This is a genomic window from Burkholderia anthina, assembly GCF_001547525.1.
GTDB classification, from domain to species: Bacteria; Pseudomonadota; Gammaproteobacteria; order Burkholderiales; family Burkholderiaceae; genus Burkholderia; species Burkholderia semiarida.
The window spans coordinates 1,356,664-1,376,985 of sequence record NZ_LNJP01000003.1 but is presented as its reverse complement, the minus strand read 5'-3'; the positions used below and the strand labels follow the sequence as shown (position 1 = coordinate 1,376,985).

The 20,322-nt window shown below is 67.7% G+C and carries 15 protein-coding genes and 1 pseudogene; 13 read left to right on the top strand and 3 right to left on the bottom strand.

Features of this window, described 5'->3' with window-relative positions:
* The first annotated feature begins 6 nt into the window (after positions 1–6).
* The 4 genes from WS64_RS26235 to WS64_RS26220 all read left to right on the top strand — a co-directional run bounded on the left by WS64_RS26235 (position 7) and on the right by WS64_RS26220 (position 5,196).
* The gene (locus WS64_RS26235) at positions 7–1,998 is read left to right on the top strand and encodes a beta-galactosidase (RefSeq protein WP_060968180.1); all 1,992 of its coding nucleotides are present in this window, start codon (positions 7–9) and stop codon (positions 1,996–1,998) included.
* A 66-nt stretch (positions 1,999–2,064) separates the two neighbouring features.
* Positions 2,065–3,324: an ABC transporter substrate-binding protein gene (locus tag WS64_RS26230; RefSeq protein ID WP_060968179.1), complete on the top strand. Its 1,260-nt coding sequence runs from the start codon at positions 2,065–2,067 to the stop codon at positions 3,322–3,324.
* Positions 3,325–3,378: 54 nt separating this feature from the next.
* Positions 3,379–4,323: a carbohydrate ABC transporter permease gene (locus tag WS64_RS26225; protein ID WP_060968178.1), complete on the top strand. Its 945-nt coding sequence runs from the start codon at positions 3,379–3,381 to the stop codon at positions 4,321–4,323.
* Between the two features lie 21 nt (positions 4,324–4,344).
* Positions 4,345–5,196 (top strand): carbohydrate ABC transporter permease, encoded by an 852-nt coding sequence (locus tag WS64_RS26220; protein WP_006482683.1) that lies wholly within the window; start codon positions 4,345–4,347, stop codon positions 5,194–5,196.
* Between the two features lie 246 nt (positions 5,197–5,442).
* Here WS64_RS26220 and WS64_RS26215 read toward each other — a convergent pair whose 3' ends face one another.
* Both WS64_RS26215 and WS64_RS26210 read right to left on the bottom strand, forming a co-directional pair.
* Positions 5,443–5,826 carry a hypothetical protein gene (locus WS64_RS26215; RefSeq protein WP_060968177.1) on the bottom strand — a complete coding sequence of 128 codons (384 nt, stop codon included), beginning with the start codon at positions 5,824–5,826 and terminating at the stop codon, positions 5,443–5,445.
* Positions 5,827–5,998: 172 nt separating this feature from the next.
* Positions 5,999–7,450: a DEAD/DEAH box helicase gene (locus WS64_RS26210; RefSeq protein WP_060968176.1), complete on the bottom strand. Its 1,452-nt coding sequence runs from the start codon at positions 7,448–7,450 to the stop codon at positions 5,999–6,001.
* 51 nt (positions 7,451–7,501) lie between these two features.
* On the opposite strand from WS64_RS26210, the pseudogene WS64_RS33640 reads away from it, so the two are divergent.
* From WS64_RS33640 to WS64_RS33635, 7 genes and pseudogenes are all read left to right on the top strand, one after another.
* Positions 7,502–7,807: pseudogene (locus WS64_RS33640) on the top strand (hypothetical protein); the annotation flags it as partial.
* A gap of 22 nt (positions 7,808–7,829) precedes the next feature.
* Positions 7,830–8,234, top strand: a complete 405-nt coding sequence (locus WS64_RS26205; RefSeq protein ID WP_060968175.1) for a GlcG/HbpS family heme-binding protein — start codon at positions 7,830–7,832, stop codon at positions 8,232–8,234.
* A gap of 39 nt (positions 8,235–8,273) precedes the next feature.
* Positions 8,274–10,448: a malate synthase G gene (locus tag WS64_RS26200; RefSeq protein ID WP_060968174.1), complete on the top strand. Its 2,175-nt coding sequence runs from the start codon at positions 8,274–8,276 to the stop codon at positions 10,446–10,448.
* Between the two features lie 565 nt (positions 10,449–11,013).
* Positions 11,014–12,582: a sensor domain-containing diguanylate cyclase gene (locus tag WS64_RS26195; RefSeq protein ID WP_060968173.1), complete on the top strand. Its 1,569-nt coding sequence runs from the start codon at positions 11,014–11,016 to the stop codon at positions 12,580–12,582.
* Positions 12,583–12,761: 179 nt separating this feature from the next.
* Positions 12,762–14,147 carry a cache domain-containing protein gene (locus tag WS64_RS26190; protein WP_060968172.1) on the top strand — a complete coding sequence of 462 codons (1,386 nt, stop codon included), beginning with the start codon at positions 12,762–12,764 and terminating at the stop codon, positions 14,145–14,147.
* Positions 14,148–14,178: 31 nt separating this feature from the next.
* Positions 14,179–14,823: a response regulator gene (locus WS64_RS26185; RefSeq protein ID WP_059581523.1), complete on the top strand. Its 645-nt coding sequence runs from the start codon at positions 14,179–14,181 to the stop codon at positions 14,821–14,823.
* A 346-nt stretch (positions 14,824–15,169) separates the two neighbouring features.
* Complete coding sequence (locus tag WS64_RS33635) at positions 15,170–15,388, top strand: hypothetical protein (RefSeq protein WP_081075343.1); 219 nt, start codon at positions 15,170–15,172, stop codon at positions 15,386–15,388.
* A 253-nt stretch (positions 15,389–15,641) separates the two neighbouring features.
* Here the strand turns inward: WS64_RS33635 and WS64_RS26180 are convergent, their stop codons facing one another.
* A complete protein-coding gene (locus WS64_RS26180) occupies positions 15,642–16,238 on the bottom strand; it encodes an MlaC/ttg2D family ABC transporter substrate-binding protein (RefSeq protein WP_060968171.1) in 597 nt (198 codons plus the stop codon).
* A gap of 327 nt (positions 16,239–16,565) precedes the next feature.
* On the opposite strand from WS64_RS26180, the gene WS64_RS26175 reads away from it, so the two are divergent.
* Positions 16,566–19,199, top strand: a complete 2,634-nt coding sequence (locus WS64_RS26175; RefSeq protein WP_060968170.1) for a hopanoid transporter HpnN — start codon at positions 16,566–16,568, stop codon at positions 19,197–19,199.
* The gene (locus tag WS64_RS26170) at positions 19,192–20,196 is read left to right on the top strand and encodes an MlaA family lipoprotein (RefSeq protein ID WP_059644551.1); all 1,005 of its coding nucleotides are present in this window, start codon (positions 19,192–19,194) and stop codon (positions 20,194–20,196) included. Before WS64_RS26175 ends, WS64_RS26170 begins: the two co-directional genes overlap by 8 nt.
* The last annotated feature ends 126 nt before the right edge of the window (positions 20,197–20,322 follow it).

The window sequence follows — 20,322 nt, the reverse complement described above, 5'->3', positions numbered from 1 at the left end:
ATCGGCATGCGCCTCGGAGTCTGCTACTACCCGGAACACTGGCCGGAATCGATGTGGGCCGACGATGCCCGCCGAATGAAAGCGCTCGGCATCGAGCAGGTGCGGATCGCCGAATTCGCGTGGAGCCGCATCGAGCCGTCTCCCGGCGAATACGACTGGGGCTGGCTCGACCGTGCGGTCGACGTGCTCGGCGCGGCCGGCCTCGAGATCGTGATGTGCACGCCGACCGCCACGCCGCCGAAATGGCTGGTCGACCGCCATCCCGACATTCTCGCGATCGGCGCCGACGGCCGGCCGCGCGCGTTCGGCTCGCGCCGCCACTACGATTTCTCGTCGCCGACCTATCTCGAAGCGTCGCGCCAGATCTGCACGGCGGTTGCCGAACGCTACGGCCGCCACCCGGCCGTGCGCTACTGGCAGACCGACAACGAGCTGGGCTGCCACCAGACGGTCGTCGGCTATTCGCCGGCCGCGCTCGTGCGCTTCCGTGCATGGCTGAAGGCCCGCTACGGCACGATCGATGCGCTGAACCGCGCGTGGGGCACCGTGTTCTGGAGCATGGAGTATCGCCATTTCGACGAAGTGGACGCGCCCGTGGGCACCGTGACCGAAGCCCATCCGTCGCATCGCCTCGACTACCGGCGCTTCGCGTCCGACGAGCTCGCGCGCTATCACCGGATGCAGGTCGACGTGATCCGCGCGCATTCGCCGGGCCGGCCGGTCGCGCACAACTTCATGCAGCTGTTCACCGAGTTCGATCACTACGAGGTCGCGCGCGACCTCGACATCGCGACGTGGGACAGCTACCCGCTCGGCGCGCTCGAGGAACAATGGTTCGCGCCCGACGTGAAGGCGCGCTGGCTGCGCACCGGCCATCCGGATTTCGCATCGTTCAATCACGACCTCTACCGCGGCATGTCGAAGCGGCCATTCTGGGTGATGGAACAGCAACCGGGCCCCGTGAACTGGGCGCACTGGAACCCCGCGCCGCTGCCGGGCATGGTGCGGCTGTGGAGCTGGGAAGCGTTCGCGCACGGCGCCGGCTGCGTGTCGTACTTCCGCTGGCGGCAGGCGCCGTTCGCGCAGGAGCAGATGCATGCGGGCCTGCACACGCCCGACGACAGGCTCGACGAAGGCGGGCGCGAAGCGCAGCGCGTCGCGCGGGAAATCGCCGCCGTGCTCGACGCCGGCGCGGATGCCGACGCGAACGGTGCGGTGCGTGCGCCCGTCGCGCTCGTGTTCGACTATGAAGCGAAGTGGCTGTTCGAAGTGCAGCCGCAAGGCGCCGATTTCCACTACCCGCGCTTCGCGTTCGAGTACTACTCGGCGCTGCGCTCGCTCGGCCTCGACGTCGACATCGTTTCCGCGCATGCACCGCTCGACGGCTATCGGCTCGTCGTCGTGCCGCCGCTGCCGATCGTGCCGGACGATTTCGCGTCGCGGCTCGCCGCATCGGGTGCGCACGCGGTGTTCGGCCCGCGCACCGGCTCGAAAACCGCCGACCTGCAGATTCCGCCGGCGCTGCCGCCCGGCCCGCTCGCGTCGATCCTGCCGGTGCGTGTGTGGCGCGTCGAATCGCTGCGGCCGAACCTGACCGAACGGATCGACGGCACGCTGCGCGACGGGTCGCCGCTCACGGGCGCGGCGCGCCACTGGCGCGACTTCGTCGAGCTGCACGACGACACGCGCAGCGTCGTGCACGCGCGCTTCGCCGACGGCCATCCGGCCTGCCTATCGCACGGTACGCTGCATTACTGGGCCGCGCTGTTCGACGATGCGACCACCGTGCGCCTGTTCGCCGATATCGCGGCCGAAGCCGGCCTGGCCCCGACGCCGCTCGGCGACGCCGTACGCGTGAGCCGCCGCGGCGGCCTGACCTACGTCTTCAACTACGGCGACACACCGCATGCGATCGACGCGGTACCGCCGTCGGCGTTCGTGCTCGGCGCCGCGCAGGTCGAGCCGCAAGGCGTCGCCGTGTATCGAAGCCGTTCGTAGCAACCGCCCCGGCGCGATGACGCGCCGGTCACGCACAAACAACGACACACAGGACTGGAGACACTCATGACCCATCGCCCCCTTCGCGTCGCTGCCCGCCTGGCGACCGCCGCCGCCATCGCATCCGCGTCGTTCGGCGCCGCGGCGCCCGCCGATGCCGGCACGCTGACGATCAACATCGCGTTCAAGGGCGCGAGCCAGCGCGCCGTGTGGCAGTCGACGATCGAAGCGTTCCACAAGGCCCATCCCGACATCGACGTGAAACCGACCTTCGTCGACGAGGAAGCGTACAAGGTGCAGCTCCCCGCGTGGCTCACGACCGTCGCGCCGGACGTCGTGAACTGGCACGCGGGCGAGCGGATGGCGTACTACGCGAAGCGCGGGCTGTTCGAGGACCTGAGCGGCGACTGGACGAAAAACGGCTGGGACGCGATGTACGCGTCGACGCGCAGCGCCTCGTCGTACAACGGCAAGCAGTACGCGGCGCCGACCGTCTACTACTCGTGGGGGCTGTTCTACCGCAAGGACCTGTTCCGCAAGGTCGGCATCGCCGACGAGCCGAAGACGTGGGACCAGTTTCTCGATGCGTGCAGGAAGCTGAAGGCGGCCGGCATCACGCCGATCGCGATCGGCGGCCGCGACGCATGGACGCTCGCCGGCTGGTTCGACTATCTCGACCTGCGCCTGAACGGCAACGCGCTCCACCAGCAGCTGATGGCCGGCGACGTGCCGTACACCGACCCGCGCGTGAAGAAGGTCTACACGACGTGGAAATCGCTGATCGATGCCGGCTACTTCATCGACAACGCGCTGTCCTACGATCTCGACGGCGCGCAGCCGTTCCTGTTCCAGGGCAAGGCCGCGATGATGCTGATGGGCACCTTCATCGCGGCGGGTTTCCCGCCCAACGTGAAACCGGAAATGGGCTACTACCGCTTCCCGATCATCGACCCGAAGGTGCCGACCGCCGAGGACGGCCCGGTCGAATCGCTGCACATCCCGACCAAGGCGAAGAACAAGGCCGACGCGCATACGTTCCTCGCATTCGTCGAAACGCCCGAGATCGGCGCGAAGCTCGCCGAAGGGCTCGGCTCGCTGTCGGCCAACAGCAAGTCGCCCGAGCCGGCCGATCCGATCTCGCGCATCGGCTTCCGGATCCTCGCCGACACGAAGGGCGGCGTCGCGCAGTTCTACGACCGCGACATGACCAAGGAAATGGCCGACGAGGGGATGAAGGGCATGCAGCAGTTCGTCGCGAATCCCGCGCAGCTCGATACGGTGCTCGCGCAACTCGAACAGACCCGCAAGCGGATCTACAAGAAGTGACCGCGTGACCCAACCGGCGGCCGCGCGCCGCCGTGTCCGTTCAGGAGGCTTGCCGTGTCCAGTCCGACCACGTCCACCCCGCGCGACGGCACCGCGCCGCCGCCGCGCGGCTCGTCCGCCAGTGCATGGCGCGCGCGCCGCCCGTCGCCCGCCGTGCGGCGGCAACGGCGCGCCGCGTGGCTCTTTCTCGCGCCGGCCTGCGCGATGGTTGCCGTCTATGTGATCTGGCCGATCCTGTCGACGCTGTCGCTGAGCCTGTACAACTGGGACGGGATGACCGAGCGCACCTTCGTCGGCCTCGCGAACTACGCGGAGCTGCTGCATGCGCCGACGTTCTACACGGCGCTGCGCAACAACGTGATCTGGCTCCTGCTGTTCATGCTCGCGCCGCCGCTCGGCCTCGCGCTCGCGCTGTACCTGAACCAGGCGGTCGGCGGCATCCGGCTCGTGAAGTCGCTGTTCTTCGCGCCGTTCGTGCTGTCGGGCGTGGTGGTCGGCCTGATCTTCTCGTGGTTCTACGATCCGACCTTCGGCCTGCTCGCGCTGCTCGCCGGGCATGGGATCCCGGTGCTCGGCGACGCGCGCTACGCGACGTTCGGCATCGTGTTCGCCGCGCTGTGGCCGCAAACGGCGTACTGCATGATCCTGTACCTGACCGGCCTCACGTCGGTCAACCCGGAACAGATCGAAGCCGCGCGGATGGAAGGCGCGCGCGGCTTCGCGCTGTTGTGGCACGTCGTGCTGCCGCAACTGCGGCCGACCACGTTCATGGCGATCGTCGTCACCGTGATCGGCGCGCTGCGCAGCTTCGACCTGATCTCGGTGATGACGGGCGGCGGCCCGTTCGAAAGCTCGACCGTGCTCGCGTATTACATGTACGACCAGGCGATCAAGTACTACCGGCTCGGCTATTCCGCGTCGATCGCGGTCGTGCTGTTCGCGATCATGCTCGTCTACATCGTGTTCCAGTTGCGCCGCATGCTGCGCAACGAACAGTGACCTTTCGGGAGTTCACTCATCATGTTTCCGACACCCGTTGCCCACTGGAAGCCGGTATCGCGCCGGCTGTACAAGCTGTCGCTGCCCGTCGCGCTCGTGATCTGGCTGCTGCCGATGATCGCGGTGTTCGTCACGTCGGTGCGCTCGACCGAGGAGCTCGTCGAAGGCCACTACTGGGGCTGGCCGCGCCGCTTCGCGATGATCGAGAACTATCGCGACGCGCTGACGACGTCGCCGATGCTCCATTACTTCTGGAACAGCGTGCAGATCACCGTGCCGTCGGTCATCGGCTCGATCGCGCTCGCGGCGATGGCCGGCTTCGCGCTCGCGACCTACCGGTTTCGCGGCAATACCGCGCTGTTCGGCACGTTCGTCGCCGGCAACTTCGTGCCGGTGCAGGTGCTGATGATTCCGGTGCGCGACCTGTCGCTGCGGCTCGGCGTGTTCAATACCGTCGAAGCGCTGATCCTGTTTCATGTCGCGTTTCAGACGGGGTTCTGCACGCTGTTCCTGCGCAACTTCATCAAGCAGTTGCCGTTCGAGCTGATCGAGGCGGCGCGCATCGAGGGCGCGGGCGAATGGACGGTGTTCTGGCGCATCGTGCTGCCGCTGATCCGGCCGGCGCTGGCCGCGCTCGCGATTCTGGTGTTCACGTTCGTGTGGAACGATTACTTCTGGGCGCTGTGTCTCACCCAGGGCGACGAGGCGGCGCCGATCACGGCGGGCGTCGCGGCGCTGAAGGGGCAATGGACGACGTCGTGGAATCTCGTATCGGCCGGGTCGATTCTCGCCGCGCTGCCGTCGGTCGCGATGTTCTTCGCGATGCAGAAGCATTTCGTCGCGGGGCTCACGTTCGGCGCGACGAAAGGCTGAGCGCGCGCCGATCGCGTTTTCGGATCTCCCCCTCCGCATCGTGAGGTTGCCCGCTTCGGCGGGCTTTTTTCATGCGTCGCGGGTTCGGTGGATCTCGTTTGGCAACCCTGGCCCGCCGTTCAGCTTCAACACCGTCCACGAATCGGATGAGCGAGAAGACTGATGTGAACGGCGAGTGTCCGATACGTGGCGCGGAGCCGAACCTCAAAACGGCGCGCCCAACGTACCGGCGAATGACAAACCCGGTCAGAGATCTCCGCGCACTTCACCCGTTCCCAGCGCGTTCCGCTGCCGGTTGACTTCCGCCCACAGTTCATCGCTGTCGTCGTCGCGCAGCACGACCATCCAGTCCAGTTGATCGTCGGTCACGCCGAAGTACTCCAGAATTTCCCGCCGAACCCCATCGATGAACTGCGCGTATTCCGGCGTGGCCTGCGCCCGCGCGTGCAGGGCATCGTATTCCGCATCGTCCACGCCGCCGCCGTGCTCGTCGATATAGCGCGAGATCCACTGGTCTCGTTCGTGGTCGTAATCGGCTTCGGCGCGCATCGCTTGCACGGCCGTGTAGAAATCCAGTTGGGCAAACGCGGCGATCGCCGCCGTTGTCGCCTCGTCGAATATCGTCGTCATTCCATCTCTCACTTCAGTCATCGCACATCATCGGTCACGCCGCGAAGCTTCTATCGCGGGCGGTTTCAGGTCGCTCACGAGAAACCCGGCAGCGCTGTTCCGAACCACCCGTATGCATCCACGGCATCGGACGGCTCGATCGTATCGGGCACGTCGAAAGCGAAGGATCGGGCTATCTGGACGGTTTGCCAGGTTTGCCGCGACCACTCGCGGATTTGCCCGCAGCCTTTCCCGCCGCTAGCTTGCCCGCCGGTTTGCCGCGCGGCTTGTGCACGCTGAACGGGCTGCCGATGGTGTAGTCCGTTCCCGTGCCGACGGCTGGTTTCGCCTGCTGCGCAGCTGGCTTGCGCTTGCCTTCGCTCCGTTGCGCTGGCGGCTTCTTGCCCGGCGCCTGCCTGGCGACCGGCACGGCTTGCGGCACTTTGGGCTTCTTCGGCTTTTTGGGTTTCTTGATGATCTGACCCGTCGCGCTGGTTTCCGGCACGCGGTGTTCGGCTTCGAAACCCGGCTCTTCTTCCCGACGCAGCGTCTGCCGGATCAGCGCTTCGATCGCGGCCAGTTGCGGCGCTTCATCGGCGCACACGAGCGACACGGCCACGCCGCTCGCGCCCGCTCGGCCGGTACGGCCGATACGGTGCACGTAGTCTTGCGCGACGATCGGCAGATCGACGTTGATCACCAGCGGCAAATCGTCGATATCCAGCCCGCGCGCCGCCACATCGGTGGCGACCAGCATCTGCACTTCACCCGTCTTGAAGCGCTCCAGCGCACGCAAACGCGCGGGTTGCGGCTTGTCGCCGTGGATCGTATCGACCGCATAGCCGGCTTTCTCCAGCATGAGCGCCAGATAATCGACGCCATTGCGGGTCTTGACGAACACCAGCGCTTGTTCCCACTTGTTTTGGGCCACCAGGTGCATGAAGAGGTCGGGCTTGTTCCGCTTGTCGACCGTCACCACCCACTGCTTGATCTTGCTGGCCGTGGCGTTGGGCGGGCTGACGCTGATATCGACCGGGCTGCGCAGAATGCTCGCGGCCATCTTGCGGATTTCGTCCGAAAACGTGGCCGAGAACAGCAGCGTCTGGCGCCTGGCGGGCAACGCGGCAAAGACCGCGTCGAGTTCGCGCGCGAAGCCGAGATCGAGCATGCGGTCGGCTTCATCGAGCACGAGCGTCTGCACCTGATCGAACTGCACGGCGTTCTGGCGATTGAGGTCGAGCAAACGGCCGGGCGTCGCCACGAGCACGTCGACGCCCTTGCGCAGCTTCATCATCTGCGGATTGATGCTCACGCCGCCGTAGGCGGCCAGAAATCGCAGATCGAGGCCTTTGCCGTACTCGACGAAGCTTTGCAGCACCTGCTCGGCCAGTTCACGTGTCGGCACCAGCACCAGCACGCGCGCACGGTTGCTGGATACCGCCGGGCCGTGTTGCGCCAGCCGTTGCAACAGCGGCAGCGCGAAACCGGCCGTCTTGCCGGTGCCGGTCTGTGCGGCGGCCATGACGTCCTTGCCGCCGAGCACGGCGGGAATCGCCTTGGCCTGCACCGGCGTGGGTGTCTGGTAATTGAGGCCCTGCAGATTACGCAGCAACGGCTCGATCAGGCCAAGCGAGGCAAAAGACATGGACATGTTCCGGGCTAAAACCGCAATTCTAGCGGTTACCGCGCCGGCCAAGCCGCGCCCGCTCACGTCCGGCCGTCGAGCCGCAACGTCGACGCGTGGTGGCCCGCGATCGACGCCGGGCGCGGAAGCGATCGCGCCGACCGCAAGCGGCTGCGGCAAGTTCATGAAGGAATACGGCGACCTGTCGTGCTCCGACCCCGTCCGTGCGGAGAAGGCGCGCGGGCGTCGGCGCGCTCGCGCGCGCGGCCGGACCTGATTGTCACCGCCAACGTCGGCTGCCAGACTCATCCGAATGGCGCGAGCCGCACGCCCATGCGCCACTGGATCGAGCGCGTCGACAACCGGCTGGTCGACTGACCGCCTATTCCGGAGGAAAGCCATGCAAACGAAACCCGAACTCGAACTGGCCGATGCCGAGTGCATGCTCGCCGCGGCCCGCGCGGAAGCGGAACGCCACGGCTGGGCCGTGTCGATCGCCGTCGTCGACGACGGCGGCCACCTGCTCGCGTTCGCGCGGCTGAACGGCGCATCGCCGGCCAGCGGCTGCATCGCGCAGGACAAGGCGCGCGCGGCGGCGCTCGGCCGTCGCGAGACGAAGGCGTATGAGGATATGATCAACGGTGGCCGCACCGCGTTTCTGAGCGCGCCGCTGACGGGGTTGCTCGAAGGCGGCGTGCCGGTCACGGTCGGCGGCCGGATCGCGGGCGCGATCGGCGTGTCTGGCGTAAAGTCCGAACAGGACGCGCAGATCGCCCGCGCCGGCACACAGAGCGTCGCGGAATAACCAGCCAAACCGCGCGCATTTTCCCCGGGAGGATTCACGATGATCGACCAAGCAGGACTGCAAGTCGCGCCAGCGCTGAGCCAGTTCATTGAAAACGAAGCGCTGCCGGGCACCGGCATCGACAAGGCCGCGTTCTGGAGCGGTTTCTCGGCCCTGGTGCACGACCTCGCGCCGCGCAACCGCGAGCTGCTCGCCGAACGCGACCGCCTGCAGCAGGAACTCGACGCGTGGCATCGCGCGCACCCCGGCCCGGTACGCGACCATGCCGCGTATCGTGCATTCCTCGAACAAATCGGCTACCTCGTGCCGGTCCCGTCGAACGTCGCCGCAACCACCGCGAACGTCGACAGCGAGATCGCCACGCAGGCCGGCCCGCAGCTCGTCGTGCCGCTGTCGAACGCGCGCTATGCGCTGAACGCCGCGAACGCGCGCTGGGGCAGCCTGTACGACGCGCTGTACGGCACCGACGCGCTGCCGGAAGACGGCGGCGCCGAACGCACCGCGGCCTACAACCCGACGCGCGGCCAGCGCGTGATCGACTACGCGCGCGACGTGCTCGACAACGCCGCGCCGCTCGCGAGCGGCTCGCACCGCGACGCGCTGCGCTACCGTGTGCAGGACGGCCAGCTCGCGGTGGAAACCGCGAAGGGTGACGTCGGGCTCGCGCAGCCGGCGCAGTTCGTCGGCTACCAGGGCGCGGCCGGTGCGCCGTCCGCGATCCTGCTCAAGCACAACGGCCTGCACCTCGAGATCCAGATCGATGCATCCACGCCGATCGGCCGCGCCGATCTCGCGAACGTGAAGGACGTCGTGCTCGAAGCCGCGGTCAGCACGATCATCGACTGCGAGGATTCGGTCGCGGCGGTCGACGCGGACGACAAGGTCCAGCTCTACCGCAACTGGCTCGGCCTGATGCAGGGCACGCTGGTCGAGGAAGTCGCGAAGGGCGGCAAGACCTTCACGCGCCGGCTGAACGCCGATCGCGAGTACACGACGCCCGCCGGCGGCACGCTGTCGCTGCACGGCCGCTCGCTGCTGTTCGTGCGCAACGTCGGCCACCTGATGACCAACGGCGCGGTGCTCGACCGCGACGGCAACGAGATTCCGGAAGGCATCCTCGACGGCGTCGTCACGACGCTGTGCGCGCTGCACGACCTGAAGGCGAAGCGCAATTCGCGCACGGGCTCGATCTACATCGTGAAGCCGAAGATGCACGGCCCGGCCGAAGTCGCGTTCGCCGATACGCTGTTCGCGCGCATCGAGGATCTGTACGGCCTGCCGCGCAACACGCTGAAGATGGGCATCATGGACGAGGAGCGCCGCACCAGCGTGAACCTCGCCGCGTGTATCGCCGCCGCCGCCGCGCGCGTCGCGTTCATCAACACCGGCTTCCTCGATCGCACCGGCGACGAGATGCACACCGCGATGGAAGCGGGCCCGATGATCCGCAAGGGCGACATGAAATCGTCGGCGTGGATCCAGTCGTACGAGCGCAACAACGTGCTCGCGGGCTTGTCGGCCGGCCTGCGCGGCCGCGCGCAGATCGGCAAGGGCATGTGGGCGATGCCGGACCTGATGCACGCGATGCTCGAGCAGAAGATCGCGCATCCGCGTGCCGGCGCGAACACCGCATGGGTGCCGTCGCCGACCGCGGCGACGCTGCACGCGCTGCACTACCACCTCGTCGACGTGCAGGCCGTCCAGCAGGCACTCGAGAAAACGCCGTACGCGAGCGAGCGCGACGCGCTGCTCGAAGGGCTGCTGACCGTGCCGGTCGTCGAGCGCGCCGCGTGGAGCGAGGCCGAGATCCTGAGCGAGGTCGAGAACAACGCGCAGGGCATCCTCGGCTACGTCGTGCGCTGGGTCGAACAGGGCGTGGGCTGCTCGAAGGTGCCGGACATCCACGACGTCGGCCTGATGGAAGATCGCGCGACGCTGCGCATCTCGAGCCAGCACATCGCGAACTGGCTGCGCCACGGCGTGATCACCGAGGCGTTCGTGCTCGACGTGTTCAAGCGGATGGCTCGCGTCGTCGACCAGCAGAACGCCGGCGATCCGAACTATCGCCCGATGGCGCCCGATTACGACCGGTCGACCGCGTTCAAGGCCGCGTGCGCGCTCGCGCTGCAAGGCACGTCGCAGCCGAGCGGCTATACCGAGCCGCTGCTGCACCGGTTCCGGCTCGCGTTCAAGGCGCAGCAGCACGGCGCATGAACCTGCGCATGCGGGCTCGTCCCGCATGCCGGGCGCCGCATGCCGGTGGTACTCCGGCCTTGCGAAACGGGCGGCCCTCGCGGCTGCCCGTTTTCGCATGGGTATTCACCCGATCGTTGAAACCGATAATCGGCGCATATCGCGCGCTTTCGCGTGCGACGCCCGCCCGCCGTTAATCCGCCGGTATCCGCGGCCGGAAGCCGCGCGAACTTTCCCGCCGCACCGCAATGCCTTGCTCAGCAACGATCCGCCCGATATTTGCAAGCGCGGGATTACCCCATAATTTGACCCCGATCAAGCAGCCGCAACATTTCCCGCGCACGCAAACACGCGCGTTATACTCCGTGGCATTCGCATCGCGCGATTTATCAGATCGTCGAATTGCAGCCGATGTTACCTGTGAATATCGGGTTTATCTGGCCGCGATTGTCGATAATCGGTGCCCGTTTTCTCCGCTGGACGGAAGGCATGCACGGGCAGGGCTGCGCACCGGGTCGCCACCGGTAGCCATACGAACAATCGCATCGGCACGCCGCCCGGCGACGATGCCCCCGATCCACGGACCATGGCCGAAACCAACTACGCAATGCCCAGCGAATCCGGCGTGACGAGCCGTATCGCCGCTCATCTGCGCCGGTTGTTGCTGCCGCACCTGATCTTCTACACGGGGCTGCTGATCGCGCTGATCCTGCTGCTCCTGTGCGCGATCGTGCTGTACGAAGGCCGTATCGACGCGCGCGACCGCTCGCGCAGCATGCAGCAGAACCTCGCGCTGATGGCGGCGTGGGACATCGAACGCAACATCGAGATCTATTCGCTGTCGCTGCAGGCGGTCGTCGACGGCGCGAACGACCCCGAGGTCGCCAGGCTGCCGATGCCGTTGCGCCGCCAGGTGCTGTTCGACCGCTCGACGACGGCCAAGTACCTCGGCGGCATCTACGTGCTCGACGCGAAAGGCGACATCGCGGTCGACGGCATGAGCGACGTGCCGCGCAAGGCCAACTTCGGCAGCGAGCCGTACTTCGCCGTGCACCGCGACCGCCCCGACGTCGGCCTGTACGTCAGCCCCCCGTATCATTCGCGGCTGCGCGGCGGCTCGCCGAGCATCGCGCTCAGCCGGCGGATCACGCGGCCCGACGGGTCGTTCGGCGGCGTCGCGGTGATGTCGATCCGGCTCGAATATTTCCAGAACCTGTTCTCGCGCCTGTCGCTCGGCGATCGCGGCTCGGTCGCACTGATCAACACGGACGGCAGGATGGTCGCGCGCGAGCCGTACGACCCCAGGATCGTCGGCCGCGACATCAGCCGCGCGAGTACGTTCCGGCAATTCATGACCGCCAGCGAAGGCAGCTTCGCCGACACCGCGTCGATCGACGGCGTGCGGCGCCTGTACGTGTTCCGGCACCTCGATCACCTGCCGCTCATCGTCATGGTCGCGCGCTCGGAAGCGGACACCTACGCCGCGTGGTACGACCGTGCGATCCCGATCGGCTCCGCGATGGTGGCGCTTGCGATCGGCTTCGTCGGCCTGTCGCTGCTGCTCGACGTGCAACTGCGCAAGCGCCACCGCGCCGAAACCGAGCTGCAGGCGCTCGCGCGCACCGATGGCCTGACGGGTCTCGACAACCGCCGGATGCTCGACGTCACGCTCGCGCGCGAATGGCGGCGCGCCGCGCGCTCGCAACATCCGCTGTCGCTGCTGTTCATCGACGTCGATTACTTCAAGCACTACAACGACACGCAGGGCCACCAGGCCGGCGACGACGCGCTCGCCGCGGTCGGCCACTGCATCGCCGGCTGCCTGCGCCGCCCGGCCGACTATGCAGCGCGCTACGGCGGCGAGGAATTCGTCGTGGTGCTGCCGGATATCGATAGCGACGGCGCGGCGACGATCGCCGAAACGATCCGCACGGGCATCCTCGATCTCGGCATCCGGCACGACGCCGGCACGGTCGGCCGGCTGACCGTGAGCATCGGCGTGACGACGAGCTATCCCGAACGCGACGACAACATCCAGGCCGCGCTGAAGCTCGCCGACGATGCGCTGTATCGGGCGAAGGAAGGCGGGCGCAACCGCGTCGTCGTGCAGACGGCGGCCACGCCGCCCGTCGATCTCGAATCGCGGCGGGCCTGAGCGTACGAGCAGCGGCGGGGCAGCCGCCGTCCGCCTGCAAAATCGCCGACAATATCGGCTCGATACGCCGCCGCGCGGCCGATGCGCCCGGCCGGCCCGCGCCTGTCGGCAGCGCCCCGGCCGCGCCTGGCCGGCCGCACCTGGCCGGCCGCGCCGCTTCACGGCCGCTTCGCACCACCATGAGACTCAAGGCAAAGATCTTCCTTCTGGCCATCGTGCCGTTCCTGCTCACGATCGCCGGCATCGGCTTCGGCGTGCGCCACCAGGCGACGTCGCTCGCGCGCACGCAGCACGCGACGATCCAGGCCGCGTACCTGTCGAGCAAGGAAGTCGAGCTGAAACACTACGTCGAGCTCGCGACGAGCGCGATCATGCCGCTCTACGACGCGAGCGGCCGCAATGCGCGCGACGACGCGCTGCTGCGCACGCAGGCGCTCGCGATGCTGCAGAAGATGGATTTCGGCCCCGACGGCTATTTCTTCGTCTACGACCTGCACGGCAATTCGCTGATGCATCCGCGCGAGCCGGAGCGCGTCGGCCACAACTTCTGGTCGATGCGCGACCCGCAGGGCGCGCTCACCATCCAGAAGCTGATCGGCGCGGCGTCGCAGGGCGGCGGCTACGTGCGCTACGCATGGCAGCGGCCGTCGACGGGCCGCGTCGCGCCGAAGCTCGGCTACGTCGTCGCGCTCGAGCGCTGGGGCTGGATGGTCGGCACCGGCATCTATCTCGACGACGTCGACACCGCGCTGCAGCGCATCGACGCGCGCGCGTCCGCGAACATCGAGCGCACGATGAGCTGGCTGACCGCGATCGCGCTCACCGGCGCGGCGGCGATCGCCGTGTGTGCGCTGGTGCTGAACGTCAGCGAATCGCGCAGCGCCGACGCGAAGCTGAAGCTGCTCGCGCAGCGCGTCGTCGAATCGCAGGAGCAGGAACGCGCGCGGCTGTCGCGCGAGCTGCACGACGGGATCAGCCAGATGATGGTGTCCGCGAAGCTGATGCTCGAATCCGCGCTCGCGCGCTTCGAGCGCGGCACGTCGCGCGTGCCCGAAGCCGAGCAGGCGCTCGCGTCGGGCGTCGGGCGGCTCGGCGACACGCTGCGCGAAGTCCGGCGCATCTCGCATGCGCTGCGGCCGTCGATGCTGGACGATCTCGGCCTCGCGGCCGCGCTCGAACAACTCGTGCGCGAGCTCGGCGCAGAAAGCGGCATCGACATCGGCTATACGCAGGTCGCGCACAGCGGCACGCGGCCGCTGCCCGAAGCCGTCAATACCGCGCTGTTCCGGATCGCGCAGGAAGCGCTGAGCAACATCGTGCATCATGCGCGGGCGTCGCGCGCGGCCGTCACGCTGGACGTCGGCGCGCAATCCGTCACGCTGACCATCGCCGACAACGGCTGCGGCTTCGACGCCGAACGCTCGCAGGCCGACGCGAGCCGCGGCATCGGCCTGCGCAACATGCGCGAACGCCTCGACGCGCTCGGCGGCACGCTGACGATCACGTCGCAGGTCGGCCACACCGTCGTGGCCGCGCGCGTGCCGCTGCGGCGTGCCGCCGCCTGAGCACGCGCACCCTAACCGGAGACTTTTGCCCATGAGCGCCCCCGATACCGCCCGGCCCGCCGCGCGACTGCTGCTCGTCGACGATCACCCGCTCGTGCGCGACGGCTTGCGGATGCGGCTCGAAGCCGCCGACCTGTCGGTGGTCGGCGAGGCCGGCAACGCGGACGAGGCGCTCGCGCTCGCCGCGTCGCTCGAACCCGATCTCGCGCTGATGGACGTCGGCATGAACGGAATGAACGGCATCACGCTCGCGGGCGTGTTCCACGAGCGCTTTCCGGGCATTCGCGTGCTAATGCTGTCGATGCACGACAACATCGAATACGTGACGCAGGCGGTGCGCGCCGGCGCGAGCGGCTATCTGCTGAAGGATTCGCCCGCGAGCGAGATCGTCCGTGCGATCGGTGCGGTGCTGGCCGGGCAGACCTTCTTCAGCGAAGGGCTGGCCGCGCGGATGATCCAGGCCAGCGCGACGGCGTCGCCGCTGGACCGGTTGACGCCGCGCGAACGCGACATCCTCGACATGCTGGCCGAAGGGCTGTCGAGCAAGCAGATCGCGCAGCAGACGGGGCTGTCGGTGCGCACGGTCGAGACGCATCGGCTCAACCTGAAGCGCAAGCTGGAGATCGAAGGGCAGGCCGAGCTGATCAAGTTCGCGGTCGAGCATCGGCGGCGGTAGGGTGACACCGGGGCGGCTTGCCCCCCGCGCCAAGACCGTCGCGCGAACGGCGACAAACCCGCAGCGGGCAATACGCCAGCGCGTCTGCCTTGCGCCACGCGCAATTCGCCCGTCCGATTTCATACTTGTCCAATCGCCCCCTCGCTGGATAGATGACACTATTCCGGTGGCCACGACGTTCGAATCGAATGCTGGTGGCACGCAAACGGCCATCTACGTGCCCTACCGCCTTCAATTGCATTTGAAAATGCATCCCGAAATATTCGACGCGGAAAATCCGGCGCGTGCAACGTATGCGCGCAAAGGGCTCGCATGTACTCGCCGCCGATATAGCTGAGGTCGCAACGTGAAACTGGGTTCGTACGCGTGGTGGAAGGACCGGTTACTGCTTTTGCTGGTTGCGTTTTTGTGCGCCGGGCTGGCGAGCGCGTTTGCCCGAATGTCGGGAAAGAATGCACCGACGATCATCCTGGCAATTACCGTCTTCGCACTGCTTATCGATAACCGCAGGCTTCGCAAGGCGCTGCGGCAAATCACCGACGAAAATCGACGACGCGAGCCGTGAGCGGGGCATGCCGCACGGCGGTCATTCATGCCATGGCGAGGCAGTCTGCCGGATGACGGAACCTGCCGTCCGGCGCTTTGCCGAACGGATTGTCACCGCAGACTCGCAGCGTCCGGCCCGGCATCGATTGGCTTGCGCCGAGGCGGGCGGATATTGCCCGGCCACGGCGCAATGTGAAACGCCCCGGCAGCATCCGCGACCGGGGCGTCATGTTTTGCGAGCCGCATTTCAGTCGCGCATCGCGCGGCAGCCGTCAATTCGTCCGCGAATTGTGCTTCTGCAGATACGCGATCAGGCCGTCGATCCCGCCCGCCGCGAGCTGGCTCTTGAACTGGCCCTGGTAGACCTGGATCAGCCACGCACCCGACATGTCGATGTCGTAGATCTTCCAGTCGTTGCCGACCTTGCCGAGACGATAGCCGACCGACTGGCTGTCGCCCGGCGTCGTCACCGTCGACTGCACGAGCGCGTCGGCGCCCGATGCGCCGCCCGCCTTGAACGAGAACTTCGCGTCCTGGTTGCCGAGCTGCGCGAGCGACGCGGCGTAGGTGCGCGTCATCAGCAGCCTGAACTGCTTGTACAGCTCCTGCTGCTGTTGCGGCGTGGCCTGCTTCCACGCGTCGCCGACCGCGATGCGGGTCGTGCGCTCGAAGTTCGTCACGGGCAGGAAGCGCTGCTCGACGACTTGCGTGATTTTCGCCATGTCACCGCCGCGCGCGGCCGGATCGGCCTTCATCGCATTGACGGTGCCCTCGACCGCCGTGCGGACGACATCGACCGGCGCGCTCTGCGCGAAAGCGGAAACCGACACGGCGGCCGCCGCGACGAAAGCAAACAGATGACGTTTCATACGAATTTCGCACTCGATGGAAAAAGACGGCCGGCTCTTTGCATCGGCCGGTGGAGCAAAGTATACCGGGCCCGACGCCCCGGTGCCGCCCGGTGACCGACTGTTACCTTTCAGCGCCGTTTGTCACAGGCGCTCGGTCGCATGTCGGCGCGTCGCCGCGCCCCCTTATGTAAGTATCCCCATACAAATGAACCGACCGCGCACTCCGATTGCCACGCCGGAAGCAAATATCCTTCCCGCCCCGAATCTCCCCACCGTCACGACCGTCACCGCGCCGCGCCGGTATACTTGGCTACTTTGCCCTAGCCAGCCGCTCCCCACCGCCACATGGTGACCTCTCTCATCGTCCGACTCGTTGCGTGGTCGGTGCGCCGCCCCGTCTGGGTCGTCGTCCTGTCGCTCGTCATCGCCGCCTTCAGCGGCGTCTACGTCGCGCAGCATTTCAAGATCAACACCGACATCAGCAAGCTCGTCGATGCGGAACCGCAATGGGCCGCGCTCGGCAAGGCCGTCGACAAGGCGTTCCCGCAACGCAACGGCACGATCCTCGCGGTCGTCGAGGCGCCCGCGCCGGAATTCGCGACTGCCGCCGCCCATGCGCTGGCCGAAGCGCTGCAGAAGGATGCCGCCGCCGGCCGCATCGGCCCGGTCGCGGAACCGGGCGGCGGGCCGTTCTTCGAGCACAACGGGCTGCTGTTCCTGTCGCCGCAGGAAGTCTCCGATACGACCGCCCAGCTCGCGAGCGCGCGCCCGCTCGTCAACGAACTCGCGAAGAACCCGAGCCTCACCGGGCTCGCCACCACGCTGTCCACCACGCTCGGCCAGCCGCTCCTGACCGGCCAGGTGAAGCTGCCCGCGATGGCGAAGCTGCTCGCGCGCAGCGCCGCGACGGTCGACGACGTGCTGGCCGGCAAGCCGGCCGCGTTCTCGTGGCGCGCGCTGGTCGACAACGATGCTGCGCGGCAGCCCGCGCGCGCGTTCGTCACCGTGCAGCCGGTGGTCAACTACGGCGCGCTGAAGGCCGGCGCGGCAACGAGCCAGGTGATCCGCGACGCGGCCCGGTCGCTCGATCTCGACAAGCGCTACGGCGCGGCCGTGCGCCTGACCGGCGAACAGCCGCTCGCCGACGACGAATTCGCGTCGGTCGAAGACGGCGCCGCGCTCAACGGCGTGCTCACGCTGCTCGCCGTACTCGTGATCCTGTGGCTCGCGCTGCGCTCGAAGCGGATGATCGGCTCGGTGCTCGTTACGCTGTTCGTCGGCCTCGTCGTGACGGCCGCGCTCGGCCTCGCGATGGTCGGCTCGCTGAACATGATCTCGGTCGCGTTCATGGTGCTGTTCGTCGGCCTCGGCGTCGATTTCTCGATCCAGTACGGCGTGAAGTACCGCGAGGAACGCTTCCGCGATCAACGCATCGATCACGCGCTGATCGGCGCCGCGCACTCGATGGGCATGCCGCTCGCGCTGGCCACCACAGCGGTCGCGGCGAGCTTCTTCTCGTTCATTCCCACGGCCTATCGCGGCGTGTCCGAGCTCGGCCTGATCGCGGGCGTCGGGATGTTCGTCGCGCTGCTGACCACGCTCACGCTGCTGCCCGCGCTGCTGCGCCTGTTCGCGCCGCCGGGCGAATCGAAGACGCCGGGCTTCCCGTGGCTCGCGCCGGTCGACGATTACCTCGATCGCCATCGCAAGCCGATCCTGATCGGCACGCTGGCGGTCGTGATCGGCGCGCTGCCGCTGCTCGCGTTCTTGCATTTCGACTTCAACCCGCTGCACCTGAAGGATCCGAACAGCGAATCGATGGCGACGCTGCTCGCGCTGAAGGATTCGCCGGAAGCCGCCGTCAACGACGTCACGCTGCTCGCGCCGTCGCTTGCCGAAGCCGATGCGGCCGCGAAGCGCCTCGATGCGCTGCCCGAAGTGGGCCGCACGACCACGCTGTCGACCTTCATCCCCGCCGACCAGCCGGCCAAGCGCGCGGCGATCGCCGCGGCCGCGAGCGAGCTGCTGCCCGCACTGACGCAGCCGGCCGCGCCGCCCGCGACCGACGCGCAGCGCGTGGCCGCGCTCAAGCGCGTGTCGGACCTGTTGAGCTATGCGGCCGAAGATCACCCGGGCCCGGGCGCGGCCGCCGCGCAGCACCTGTCCGCGTCGCTCGCGAAGCTCGCCGCCGCCGACAGCGCCACGCGCGACCGTGCCGAACGCGCGTTCTCCGATACGCTGCGCATCGCGCTGAACCAGCTCGCCGCGCTGCTGCAGCCGCAGGACATCACGCGCGAATCGCTGCCGCCGCAGGTCGTGCGCGACTGGGTCGCGCCGGACGGCCATGCGCTCGTGCAGATCTCGCCGAAGGTGCCGAAGGGCGTCGACCCGAACGACGACACGATGCTGCGCCGTTTCGCGAAGGCCGTGAAGGCCGCGGAGCCGGGCGCGACCGGCGGGCCGATCTCGATCCTGCATTCGGCCGACACGATCATCAACGCGTTCCTGCATGCAGCGCTGTGGTCGATCATCTCGATCACGATCCTGCTGTGGGTCACGCTGCGCCGCTTCGGCGACGTGCTGCGCACGCTGGTGCCGCTGCTCGTGTCGGGCATCGTGACACTCGAGATGTGCGTCGTGCTCGGCATGTCGCTGAACTTCGCGAACATCATCGCGCTGCCGCTGATGCTCGGCGTCGGCGTCGCGTTCAAGGTGTATTTCGTGATGGCGTGGCGCGCGGGGCAGACGGGGCTGCTGCATTCGAGCCTCACGCACGCCGTGCTGTTCAGCGCCGCGACGACGGCGACCGCCTTCGGCAGCCTGTGGCTGTCGCACCATCCGGGCACGTCGAGCATGGGCAAGCTGCTCGCGCTGGCCCTGACCTGCACGCTGATCGGTGCCGTGGTGTTCCAGCCCGTCCTGATGGGCAAACCGCGCGTCAAGCGCGCCAAGAACCAATCGCAAGGAATCAATGAATAAGGTGCGAATCATTGCGGCGACCGTCGCCGCCAGCGCGATGCTGACCGGCTGCGCGACGGGACCGAACCGCAATCCCAACGACCCGCTCGAGCCGATGAACCGGGCGATGTACAAGTTCAACGACACGGTCGACACGAACATCGCCCAGCCGATCGCGAAGGGTTACCAGAAAGTCACGCCGACGCCGGTGCGCACCGCGATCAGCAACTTCTTCTCGAACCTCGGCGATCTCGGCAACATGGCGAACAACCTGCTGCAGTTGCGCATCACCGATGCGACGCAGGATCTGATGCGCGTGGCGATGAACTCGCTGTTCGGCGTCGCCGGCCTGATCGACATCGCGACGCCGGCCGGGCTGCCGAAGCATCACCAGGATTTCGGGCTGACGATGGCGCGCTGGGGCATGCCGTCCGGCCCGTACCTCGTGCTGCCGGTGTTCGGGCCGAGCACGATCCGCGACGGCGTCGGCCGCGCGGTGGACGTGCGCTTCAACCTGCTGAACTACATCGAGCCGGCCGCGCGCAATCCGATGTACATCGCGCAGTTCATCAGCGCGCGCTCGGACCTGCTCGGCGCGACTGACCTGCTGAAGCAGGCCGCGCTCGATCCGTATTCGTTCGTGCGCGACGCGTACCTGCAGCAGCGCAAGTCGCTCACGTATCGCGGCCAGTCGGCATCGGCCGCGGCGCCGAACTACAACGAGCCGGGCGAAGCGGGCGCCGTGCCGGCCGCGACGCCGGCCGTGCCGGGGCTGCCGAACTACGAGGATCCGGGCGATGCGGGCGGCACATCGGGCGCCACGCCGAACAACGCGCCAGCGGCACCTGGATTGCCGCAGTACGACGATCCCGGCGCGGACAGTGCGATGCCGGCGAGTACGCCTGCTGCGGCACCGGCGGCAGCATCGTCGGGCGCGACCACGGCGCCGGCCGCCAACGGCGCGCCGATCGCGCCGGCGATGCCGACGCTGCCCGCGAGCGGTCCGGCCGCGCAGTAACGCCGCAACGGCGGACGCGCACAAACGAAGAGCGCTGCATGATGCAGCGCTCTTTTTTTTCACACCAGGCCTGGCAACCTAGCATTCCCCAACGTCGCCCAGCCCATAAGTACAAGCAAACGGGTC

Coding starts and splice junctions, on each gene's coding strand:
- WS64_RS26175 (WP_060968170.1), top strand. CDS start 16,566: ATGGTGACCTCTCTCATCGTCCGACTCGTTGCGTGGTCGGTGCGCCGC.
- WS64_RS26205 (WP_060968175.1), top strand. CDS start 7,830: ATGCAAACGAAACCCGAACTCGAACTGGCCGATGCCGAGTGCATGCTC.
- WS64_RS26210 (WP_060968176.1), bottom strand. CDS start 7,450: ATGTCTTTTGCCTCGCTTGGCCTGATCGAGCCGTTGCTGCGTAATCTG.
- WS64_RS26235 (WP_060968180.1), top strand. CDS start 7: ATGCGCCTCGGAGTCTGCTACTACCCGGAACACTGGCCGGAATCGATG.
- WS64_RS26220 (WP_006482683.1), top strand. CDS start 4,345: ATGTTTCCGACACCCGTTGCCCACTGGAAGCCGGTATCGCGCCGGCTG.
- WS64_RS26195 (WP_060968173.1), top strand. CDS start 11,014: ATGGCCGAAACCAACTACGCAATGCCCAGCGAATCCGGCGTGACGAGC.
- WS64_RS26180 (WP_060968171.1), bottom strand. CDS start 16,238: ATGAAACGTCATCTGTTTGCTTTCGTCGCGGCGGCCGCCGTGTCGGTT.
- WS64_RS26170 (WP_059644551.1), top strand. CDS start 19,192: ATGAATAAGGTGCGAATCATTGCGGCGACCGTCGCCGCCAGCGCGATG.
- WS64_RS26230 (WP_060968179.1), top strand. CDS start 2,065: ATGACCCATCGCCCCCTTCGCGTCGCTGCCCGCCTGGCGACCGCCGCC.
- WS64_RS26215 (WP_060968177.1), bottom strand. CDS start 5,826: ATGACGACGATATTCGACGAGGCGACAACGGCGGCGATCGCCGCGTTT.
- WS64_RS26185 (WP_059581523.1), top strand. CDS start 14,179: ATGAGCGCCCCCGATACCGCCCGGCCCGCCGCGCGACTGCTGCTCGTC.
- WS64_RS26200 (WP_060968174.1), top strand. CDS start 8,274: ATGATCGACCAAGCAGGACTGCAAGTCGCGCCAGCGCTGAGCCAGTTC.
- WS64_RS26190 (WP_060968172.1), top strand. CDS start 12,762: ATGAGACTCAAGGCAAAGATCTTCCTTCTGGCCATCGTGCCGTTCCTG.